Genomic DNA, 9,204 nt, shown 5'->3' on the forward strand with positions numbered 1-9,204 from the left:
AACTCACCCGTCCCGGCGTCCGGCGGTGCCGGACCGGCAAGGAGGCAGTCGTGACAGTGATCGGCGTCGGCATCACCGGGGAGATCGAGTCCTTGCAGGTCCACCGGGAGGACCCGGGCTCCCCCGTCGAGGACGTGCCGAACCGCAACGGCCTCTTCGTGGCGCTCGCCGGCCCTGTGGGCCGTGCGGGTCCCGTCGCCCCGCGCACCCGGGAGACCGCGCTGTCCCGTTCCCTGCTCGAACCCTTCGCCTCCTCCAGGAGCTGACCACCACCATGACCACCCAGGCGATACCCACCCCGACCGGAGTGCCGGCCCAGGGAGTCGACCTCCCGGGCCACTTCCCCAAGGTCTTCCTCGCACCCGACCCCTCCGTGGAGATCGGCGCGTACCTCACACAGCACCGGGCGGCCGTCCGCGGCGCCCTCGTCGAGCGCGGCGCGGTCCTGCTGCGCGGCTTCGCGGTCGACGGCGTGGACGGATTCAACGGCTCGGTGCACGCCCTGTCGGGCACCCCGCCGCTGACCTACGCGGAACGCTCCTCGCCGCGCTCCACCATCAAGGGGCAGGTGTACACCTCGACCGACTACCCGGCGGACGAGGAGATCTTCCTGCACAACGAGAACTCGTACCAGTCGGTCTGGCCGCAGACCCTGTACTTCTTCTGCATCGAGCCCGCCCACACACTCGGCGCCACCCCGCTCGCCGACATCCGCGCCGTCCACGCGGCCATCGACCCCGACGTGCGGGAGGAGTTCACCCGGCGCCGCTGGCGTGTGGTGCGCAACTTCCACGAGGACTTCGGGGTGCCGTGGCAGCAGGCGTTCAGCACCGACGACAAGGACCGGGTCGCCGCGTACTGCGCGGACAAGGGCATCGACGTGGAGTGGACCGCCGGCGGGCTGCGCACCACGGCGGTGCGCGACGCGGTGCACCGGCACCCGGTGACGGGGGAGAGCGTGTGGTTCAACCACATCACGTTCTTCCACGTCAGCACGGTCGCCCCCGATGTGCGCGACGGACTCCTGGAGATCTTCGCGCCCGAGGAACTGCCCACCAACTCCTACTACGGGGACGGGGCGCCGATCCCCGACGATGTCGTCGCTCATCTGCGCCAGTGCTACCGGGACGCGAGCACCCGCTTCGACTGGCGGCGGCACGACGTGCTGGTCGTCGACAACATGCTGGCCGCGCACGCCCGTGAGCCCTTCACCGGCCCGCGCAAGATCGCCGTGGCGATGGCCGAGCCGTCCGACGGCTGACGCCACGGGGCGCCCCCCGACACGGATCCGCCGCCGTACCCTTGTCAGGTACGGCGGCGGACTCATGCGCTCCCCGGGGGATTCAGAAGCGCATGCCTGTGCTCGCCGCGGCACGCGCACCGACCCGCGCGGCGAGGAGATCGAGGGTCTCGGGCGACAGGCGGGGGCGTGGACGCCGCGCGTGATAGACGAACGCCGGCGGCAGATTGCCCCACACCGTGCGGCCCGGCACCACCTCTTCGAAGGACGAGCCGAGCATGCGCCGGAAGCGCCGTGCCGACGGCAGGTACGTCGCGTGCACATAGCCGAAGGTCGTGAACGCCCCCTGCGGTGCGAGGACCCGGCGCACGGAGTCGAGCGTCGTCTCCTGCGTCGTCAGGTCCAGGCTGGCCCAGGGCAGCCCGCTGACGACGACGTCCGCCGCGGCCAGTCCGCACTCGGCGAGCAGCCGCGGCAGCTCGGCCGCCTCGGCGTTCAGGACCTGCACCCGCGGAAAGCGCCCGGCGAGCGACGCCGCGAGCCGGGGGTTGATCTCCACGGCCAGGTGATGCCCGCGACCGCCGAGGAGTTCCTGGATCACTCCCGTGAACGCCCCGGTGCCGGGCCCGAGTTCGACGACCACCGGGTTGCCGGACTCGGGCACGGGCAGGGCCACCTCGGCGGCCAGCCGGAGTGAACTGGGAGCCATGGCACCGACCTGCCGGGGACTGCGCAGGAACTCTCTGAACAACGACCCGGGTGCCGCGGTCTCACTCGTCAACTTCTGTGCCTCTCGGGCTCGTAGGGATCGGTGGATCGGCCGGTACGTCCGCGGCGGGACTACTCGCGCATGCCCGCCAGCTCCACCGGCCGGGTGCGCAGGGCGAACGACGCGGGCAGGGTGGCCGCGAGGACCGCGAGGAAGGCGCTCGCGGCTATCACCGCGCCCACCGTAGGCCATGGCACGACGATCGCGGAGCGCACGTCGAGCAGGCCGAGGGCGGTGCGGACGCCGAGCAGGTTCACCGCCGAGACGGCGGCGCCGAGCACCGCGCCGACCACCACGACCATCACCGACTCGACGGCGACCAGGCGCAGCACCTGAAGCTTCGTCGCGCCCGTCAGACGCAGCGCGGCGAGGTCGCGGACCCGGTCCGTGGTCGCCATGACCAGCGTGTTGGCCAGCGCGATGCCCGTGTAGACCAGGGCGATGGCCAGGATCATCAGCAGGCCGAGCCGGGTGGACTCGCTGGAGCGCGGGTAGTGCGCGTCGATCCACTGCCCGGCGCCGAGCACCTCGACGCCACTGGCCGCGCCCGCCGCGCGCAGCCGCCGGTCGACGGCGGCCCGGTCCGCGCCGGCGGCGACCTTGATGTCGACGCGGTCGACGCCCGCGCCGGCGGCGTTGCGCTCGGTGAGGTACACGCCGTTGTTGCCGGTGCCGACCCCGAGGACCGCGGCGATCCTGAGGTTCGCCTTGCGGCCGTCGCCCAGCCAGACGGGCACCCGGTCGCCGACGCGCGTGGTCAGCCATTCCTCGTTGACGACGATGCTGTCGTCATCGAGGTCGGTCAGCTTTCCCGCCACGACGGGGAGCTGGGACACCGCGGACAGGTCCGTGCCGCTGCCGACGGCGCGGGCCTCGGAGCGCACGAGGGCGGTGCCCTCCTCCAGGACGGTCACCCCGGTCGAACGGGACGTGCTGACCGTGACGCCGGGGACGGCACGAGCCGCCCGGACGAAATCGGCGGGCAGCGCCCGGCCCGCGTCGCCCGACGAGACCACGTAGTCGCCCCGCGTCTGGGCGCGGGCCTCGGCTGCCTTGGCCTCGTTGATGGTGGCGGTCGTGCCCATCAGGGAGCAGGCGAGCGCCACGGTGATGATGACCGGCGCCGCCACGGCCGCCGTCCGGCGCACTCCCGCCGCCGCGTTCTCCCGCGCCAGCATGCCCACGGCGCCCGGCAGCCGGGCGGGCAGCCAGGTCAGCAGCCGGGTCAGCGGCCGTACCAGAAGCGGCGCGAGCAGGGCCATCGCCACGATGAGCAACATCGGCTGGGTGATGTACGTCTTGCGCTTCAGCACGTCGCCCGGATCGTCCACCAGCGCCGTCACCAGCAGGCCGAGGCCCGTGAGCAGCACGGCGGCGGCCACCAGGAGGCGGCTCCACGGCATCGTGCCGCTGTCCACGGCGGACTCCCGCAGCGCCGCCGTCGGGCCGGTGCGCCCCGCACGGAAGGACGCCACGACGACGCCGCACAGAGCCACCGTCAGGCCGGTCCAGAAGGCGACATGGAGCGGCCAGGCCTGCTGACCGATCCGGAACCAGGCCGGGGCGAGGCCCTGCCCCGACATCCACGAGGCGAGCCGCGGCGCGGCCCACCGGCCCAGCCAGCACCCCGCGCCCGATGCGAGCACCCCGATCACCAGGGCCTCCGCGTAGACCATGCGCCGCACCTGACCGGGTGTCGCGCCCGCCATCCGCAGGAGTCCGAACTCCCGCCTGCGCTGCGCCACCGCGAAGGTGAAGGTCGAGGCGACCACGAACACCGACACGAACGCGGTGATGCCGGCCGCGGTGCCGAGCAGGGCGTTCACGGAGACCAGGGCCTCCTCGTCGCGGTCCGGGTCGGGGTCGGCGCGCCGCCGGTCGTCGCCGGTGAGGACGGTCATGCCCGAGCCGGTACCGAGCGCCGCGCGGACGGCGGCCGGGTCGGCGTCCACCGTCACCCGGTCGATCCGCGGTGACAGGCGCGCGGCCTCGGCGGCGGTGAAGAAGACCACCGACTCGAAGCCGGCCGCCGGCACCGTGCCGACCACGGTGCGGGTGCCGGTGGCCTCGGGCGTGGTCACCTGGATCCGGTCCCCGGTGCGCACCTGCGCGGCGGGCCCGGTCGTGACGACGACTTCGCCGGGCGCTGAGGGGGCGCGTCCGGAGGTGAGACGGTACGGCGTGGCCGCGGCGACGGCCCATGAGTGGCCCACGAGCGCGGTGTCCGCACCGAACCGCCGCTCCGCGTCCGGCACCGAGACCGGGAACGTACGGTCCGCGGCGACGGGGCCCACCGTGGCCAGCCTGTCCGCCAGCTGCTCCGGCACCGCAGGGGGGTTGGACAGCGTCGACGTCCGCACCCCGATCGGGGTGTCGGCCTTCACCTCGTCGGTGCCCTGCACCACGACCCGCGCCTCGGCGAACCGTTCGGTGCCCCGCTCCGGCGCGTCGAACGTCGCCGCGAGCGCGAGGCCCGTGGTGGCGATGAGGCCGACGCCGAGCGCGAGCGCGACGAACGAACCGACGAAGGTGACCCAGCGGGCGCGCATCCCGCGCAGCGCGAGACTCAGCACGACGCCACCGCCGAGGCCTTCGACGGGACGGCGCTCAGGGAGGTCATCCGCTGGGCGACCTGCTCCGCCGTCGGCGTGTGCAGCTCGCCCTGGACCGTGCCGTCGGCGAGGAAGAGCACCCGGTCCGCGTAGGAGGCGGCGACCGGGTCGTGCGTCACCATGATCACCGTCTGGCCGCGGTCGACCATCCCCCGCAGCAGCGTCAGCACCTCACGGCTCGTGGTGGAGTCCAGGGCGCCCGTCGGCTCGTCGCCGAACAGCACCTCCGGCTTGGTGACCAGGGCGCGGGCGAGCGCCACACGCTGCTGCTGGCCGCCCGACATCTCACTGGGCCGGTGCCCGGCGCGCTCGCGCAGGCCGACCTTCTCCAGGACGTCCAGGACCTCGGACCGCCTGGGGCGGCGGCCGGCGAGCCGCAGCGGCAGTCCGACGTTCTGCTCGGCGGTCAGCGCGGGCAGCAGGTTGAAGGCCTGGAAGACGAACCCGATGCGCCGCCGGCGCAGCAATGTCAGCTTCTTCTCGCTCAGCCGGGTCAGATCGGTCTCCCCGAGGAAGACCTGGCCCCCGGTCGGCCGGTCGAGCCCCGCAGTGCACTGCAGCAGGGTCGACTTGCCGGAGCCCGAGGGGCCCATGACGGCTGTGAAGGTACCCCTCGGGATGTCGAGGCTGACCTGGTCGAGGGCGGTGACCGCGTTGTCGCCGGTCCCGTAGGACCGGGTCACGGAGCGGAGCCGGACGGCTGCTTGATTCATGGTGTCCACTCAATCGGGCCCGCTCGATGGGGACATCGCAGCGGGACGGAGTCTTGAGGGTGGAGGTAGCTCCACCCTCCTGTGCACGATGGCTGCACCCGGCACGGAAAGGGGAGAGCGCAGGGCTGCAGGAACCTGCACCGGCAGCGTCCTGCCCGCGCCGTCCCCGCCCGTGGGCCCCGGCGCGACGGATCATGGCGGGGCAGGGGCCCGTCAGGGGCCGACGACAGGGCGAGGGTGGATTCGTATGGGCGTCGCAGGAGCGGGGGACGTTGTGGGGGCGGGGATCAGGAGCCGTTGGTTCCGGCGCTACCCGGCCACGGGCGGGAGCGTCCGGCTGCGCCTCGTCGGCTTCCCGCACGCGGGCGGCACGGCGACCCTCTTCCACGGCTGGGCGGCCCGCCTGCCGCCCGGCGTGGAACTGCTCGCCACCCAGTACCCCGGCCGTCAGGAGCGCCTCGCCGAGCCCTGTGCCGAGTCCATGGAGGAGCTCGCCGACCGCGTCACCGACGCCCTGGAGGACGTCCTCGGGCCCGGACTCGGCGCCCCCCTCGCCCTGTTCGGGCACAGCCTCGGCTCCGCCGTCGCCTACGAAGTGGCGCGCCGCCTCGACGAGCGGCACGGCATCGTGCCCGAGCACCTCGTCGTCTCCGGGCGCGGCGCCCCGCACACCGAACGCGGCGGCGCCCTCCACCTCCTCGACGACGACAGCCTGATCGCCTCGGCCCGAGGCCTCGGGGACCTCGGCTCCGCCGTCTACGACGACCCCGACCTGCGCCCGCTGCTGCTGCCCTCGCTGCGCGGCGACTTCCGCCTCATCGAGTCCTACCGGCCCGCCGGGCCGACGCCCCTGCGCGCCCCGGTCACCGCGGTCGGCGGTGCGGACGACCCGGGATGCTCCCTGGCCGACCTGCTGTCCTGGCGCCCTCTGACCACGTCCACGTACGAGCACCAGGTCTTTCCCGGCGACCACTTCTACCTCGTACCGAACGAGGCACAACTCCTGACGTATCTCAACCAGCGGTGGTGAGCGCGGCGTTCGCCTGGGCCTTCCTGCTGCTGAGGTACGAGAGCAGCATCGGCAGGGAACTGGTCAGCAGCAGCACGGCGCCGCCGGCGGCGAGCACCCCCGAGCCGCCCCACTTCTGCCAGGAGCCGCCCGCGAGCAGCCCGACCGCGACACAACTGGGCGCCCACAGCAGGCTGCCGAGCAGGGACAGGCCCAGGAAGCGGGTCCAGGGCACACCGACGGCGCCGCACATCACCGGCACCAGCGTGCGCAGCACCGCGTTGAACCGGCCGAGCAGCACCGCCCGCGCGCTGTAGGTGCCGACGGTGTGCAGCGCCGCGCGGTAGCCGGGCGAGCCGGTCACCCGGGCCGGCAGGTTCGCGGCGAGCCTGGGACCCCAGCGGCGCCCGACCAGATGACCGATCACATTGCCCGCCAGGGCGCCGAGCACCGCCATCGCGATCGCGGCGGGCAGCGGCAGCGCGCCGTGGTGGGCGAGGACGCCGCTCGCCATCAAGGCGGTCTGCGAAGGGAACAGCATGCCGAGCAGAGGGAGCGCGGGCTCCGCCATGGGAAGCAGGAAGACGATCAGCAGCGTCAGCCACACGGGCACAGCCGCCAACTGTTCCTGGGTCCAGCCCATTTCGGTCCTCTCGCAGTGCCGTCGCCCCGTGGTCCGGAGCTCTTACAGCAGACCGCGCGGGGGCACTCCGGCACATCGCAGCTGGGCCCAGTCCTGTCCGGTAGCCGGTGCCCACCCCGATGGTGGAGCTAGCTGGGTGGTCCGGGCCGGAAAGGTCTCATAGCGTGCGGCGCATGCACCCCCCGACGATCTGGAACCGGCTCCATCTGCGCCACTACGTACGCAGCGGCTGGCCCTGGCGCGCGGCGCTGTACCTGCTCAGCAGCGCGGTCCTCGGCATCATCACCCTGCTCACGCTCGTGCTGCTCGCCGTCGCGGGCAGCGTGCTGATCGTGGTCGTCGTCGGCCTTCCGCTGCTGCTCGTGCTCGTCCTCACCGGGGTGCCGCTGGCCTCGGTCGAGCGTCGCCGGCTGCGTCTGATCGACAGCGAGCCGCTCGCCGATCCGCACCGCGAACCCGACCGCACCGGACTGACCGCCTGGCTGCGTACCCGGCTCCAGGAACGCGCCACCTGGCGTGAGCTGGGCTACGCGGTGCTCTTCGGCTTCCTGCTGTGGCCCCTCGAAGCGCTGGTCGTGGGCTCCGTCCTCCTCGTGTGCGGCGGGCTGCTCGCGGTGCCGGTGATGCTCGCGGTCGACGGCGAGGAGGCACGGGTCCTCAAGATGTGGATCGTGGACAGCTGGCCCGGGGCGCTCGGGGCGGCGCTGGCCGGGCTGTTGCTGCTGCCCGTCTTCGCCTACCCGCTCGGCGCGATCGCCGCGGGCCGGGCCGCCCTGACCCGCTTCCTGCTGGCCTCGCCGACCGGCGAACTGAACTCGAAGATCAAGGAGCTGGGCCGCTCCCGCGTCCGTCTCGTGGACGCCTTCGAGGCGGAGCGGCGCCGCATCGAGCGCGATCTGCACGACGGGGCGCAGCAGAGGCTCGTCGCCCTGTCCATGACCCTCGGCCTGGCCCGCCTCGACGCGTCGGACGGGCCGCTCGGCCCGCTGCTCGCCAAGGCGCAGGACGAGGCGGCCACCGCCCTCGTCGAGATCAGGGAGCTGATCCGCGGCATCCACCCCCAAGTCCTCACCGACAGAGGCCTGGTGGCGGCTGTGGAGGATCTCGCGGACCGCTCGACGATCCCCGTCGACGTGCACCTCGACCTGCCGGTCCGGCCCCCGGAGGCGATCGAGACGGCCGTGTACTTCGCGGTCAGCGAGGCCCTCGCCAACGTCGCCAAGCACAGCGGCGCGAGCAGGGCCGTGGTACGGGGTGGTCTGGACGGGGGGCAGCTGACCGTGGAGGTCGAGGACGACGGTCACGGGGGCGCGGACACCGGGCGCGGGACGGGCCTGCAGGGCGTCGCCGACCGCGTCTCGGTCCTCGACGGCCGCCTGCTGGTGTCCTCCCCGCCAGGCGGACCCACCGTGTTCCGCCTGCTGGTACCCTGCTCAACCGCCTGATCCGACCGCATGATTGAGGAACTGATGCTGCGCATCGTGCTGGCCGAGGACAGTGTCCTGCTCCGCGAAGGACTCGTCGGCCTCATGGAGCGCTTCGGGCACAAGGTGGTCGCGGCGGTGGGTGCCGCGGACGAGCTCACCGAGGCGGTCGCCGCGCACGAACCCGACATCGTGGTGACCGACGTACGGATGCCGCCCGGCTTCTCCGACGAGGGCCTGCGTGCCGCCATCGCCCTGCGCCGCCGCCGGCCCGGACTGCCGATCCTGGTCCTCAGCCAGTACATCCAGCGGTCCTACGCCGAGGACCTGCTCGACTCCTCCGACGGCACCGGGGTGGGCTATCTCCTCAAGGAACGGATCGGCCACGTCGAGGAGTTCGTCGACGCGGTGCACCGGGTCGCGGAGGGCGGCACCGTCGTCGACCCCGAGGTGGTGCGCCAGCTGATCAGGCACCGGCGCGATCCGCTGGCCCGGCTCACCACGCGGGAGCAGGAGGTGCTGGCGCTGATGGCGGAGGGCAAGTCCAACGCGTCGATCGCCGCGGCCATGGTGGTGAGCGAGGGCACCGTCAGCAAGCACTTCGGCTCCATCCTCACCAAGCTTGACCTCTCCCTCGACGACACGACCAACCGCCGCGTCCTCGCCGTCCTCGCGTATCTGCGCGGCCGACCCGGAGTGGACACCGCTTAGCCCCGCCTGGGCCAGTGGCCCGGCGCCCCCTGGGCCGCCCAGGCCCGCTTGGGCTGCTTGGGCCTGTTGGGTCGCTGGGTGGG

Annotated in this window: 9 protein-coding genes; 5 read left to right on the forward strand and 4 right to left on the reverse strand. The window is 73.1% G+C overall.

Annotated elements, in window-relative coordinates:
• Nucleotides 1-50: 50 nt before the first annotated feature.
• Both ACZ6I3_RS25445 and ACZ6I3_RS25450 read left to right on the forward strand, forming a co-directional pair.
• Complete coding sequence (locus ACZ6I3_RS25445; RefSeq protein WP_469417638.1) at nucleotides 51-266, forward strand: hypothetical protein; 216 nt, start codon at nucleotides 51-53, stop codon at nucleotides 264-266.
• Nucleotides 267-274: 8 nt separating this feature from the next.
• A complete protein-coding gene (locus tag ACZ6I3_RS25450; protein ID WP_469417640.1) occupies nucleotides 275-1,261 on the forward strand; it encodes a TauD/TfdA family dioxygenase in 987 nt (328 codons plus the stop codon).
• A gap of 82 nt (nucleotides 1,262-1,343) precedes the next feature.
• On the opposite strand, the gene ACZ6I3_RS25455 is transcribed toward ACZ6I3_RS25450, so the two are convergent.
• The 3 genes from ACZ6I3_RS25455 to ACZ6I3_RS25465 form a co-directional block, all read right to left on the reverse strand.
• A complete protein-coding gene (locus tag ACZ6I3_RS25455) occupies nucleotides 1,344-1,949 on the reverse strand; it encodes a class I SAM-dependent methyltransferase (protein WP_469417642.1) in 606 nt (201 codons plus the stop codon).
• A 131-nt stretch (nucleotides 1,950-2,080) separates the two neighbouring features.
• Nucleotides 2,081-4,582, reverse strand: a complete 2,502-nt coding sequence (locus ACZ6I3_RS25460; protein WP_469417643.1) for an ABC transporter permease — start codon at nucleotides 4,580-4,582, stop codon at nucleotides 2,081-2,083.
• Nucleotides 4,576-5,334 (reverse strand): ABC transporter ATP-binding protein, encoded by a 759-nt coding sequence (locus ACZ6I3_RS25465; RefSeq protein WP_469417644.1) that lies wholly within the window; start codon nucleotides 5,332-5,334, stop codon nucleotides 4,576-4,578. The genes ACZ6I3_RS25460 and ACZ6I3_RS25465 overlap by 7 nt, the downstream gene beginning before the upstream one ends.
• Before the next feature lie 247 nt (nucleotides 5,335-5,581).
• On the opposite strand from ACZ6I3_RS25465, the gene ACZ6I3_RS25470 reads away from it, so the two are divergent.
• Nucleotides 5,582-6,364, forward strand: coding sequence for a thioesterase II family protein (locus tag ACZ6I3_RS25470; protein WP_469417646.1), 783 nt, complete (start codon nucleotides 5,582-5,584; stop codon nucleotides 6,362-6,364).
• Here ACZ6I3_RS25470 and ACZ6I3_RS25475 read toward each other — a convergent pair.
• Entirely contained in the window at nucleotides 6,348-6,986 is a 639-nt protein-coding gene (locus ACZ6I3_RS25475) for a DedA family protein (protein WP_469417647.1), read from the reverse strand. The two genes, ACZ6I3_RS25470 and ACZ6I3_RS25475, sit on opposite strands and share 17 nt — an antisense overlap.
• Before the next feature lie 173 nt (nucleotides 6,987-7,159).
• Here ACZ6I3_RS25475 and ACZ6I3_RS25480 point away from each other — a divergent pair, with 173 nt between their 5' ends.
• Together ACZ6I3_RS25480 and ACZ6I3_RS25485 are read left to right on the forward strand one after the other, a co-directional pair.
• Entirely contained in the window at nucleotides 7,160-8,431 is a 1,272-nt protein-coding gene (locus ACZ6I3_RS25480; RefSeq protein WP_469417649.1) for a sensor histidine kinase, read from the forward strand.
• Between the two features lie 24 nt (nucleotides 8,432-8,455).
• Nucleotides 8,456-9,121, forward strand: coding sequence for a response regulator transcription factor (locus ACZ6I3_RS25485; RefSeq protein WP_469417834.1), 666 nt, complete (start codon nucleotides 8,456-8,458; stop codon nucleotides 9,119-9,121).
• Nucleotides 9,122-9,204 lie beyond the last annotated feature (83 nt).

It is taken from the genome of Streptomyces sp. NPDC041940 (assembly GCF_055589465.1).

Excerpts from the sequence above, each read along its gene's own strand:
- ACZ6I3_RS25450 (WP_469417640.1), top strand. The coding sequence starts at position 275 with ATGACCACCCAGGCGATACCCACCCCGACCGGAGTGCCGGCCCAGGGA.
- ACZ6I3_RS25455 (WP_469417642.1), bottom strand. The coding sequence starts at position 1,949 with ATGGCTCCCAGTTCACTCCGGCTGGCCGCCGAGGTGGCCCTGCCCGTG.
- ACZ6I3_RS25465 (WP_469417644.1), bottom strand. The coding sequence starts at position 5,334 with ATGAATCAAGCAGCCGTCCGGCTCCGCTCCGTGACCCGGTCCTACGGG.
- ACZ6I3_RS25470 (WP_469417646.1), top strand. The coding sequence starts at position 5,582 with ATGGGCGTCGCAGGAGCGGGGGACGTTGTGGGGGCGGGGATCAGGAGC.
- ACZ6I3_RS25475 (WP_469417647.1), bottom strand. The coding sequence starts at position 6,986 with ATGGGCTGGACCCAGGAACAGTTGGCGGCTGTGCCCGTGTGGCTGACG.
- ACZ6I3_RS25480 (WP_469417649.1), top strand. The coding sequence starts at position 7,160 with ATGCACCCCCCGACGATCTGGAACCGGCTCCATCTGCGCCACTACGTA.
- ACZ6I3_RS25485 (WP_469417834.1), top strand. The coding sequence starts at position 8,456 with ATGCTGCGCATCGTGCTGGCCGAGGACAGTGTCCTGCTCCGCGAAGGA.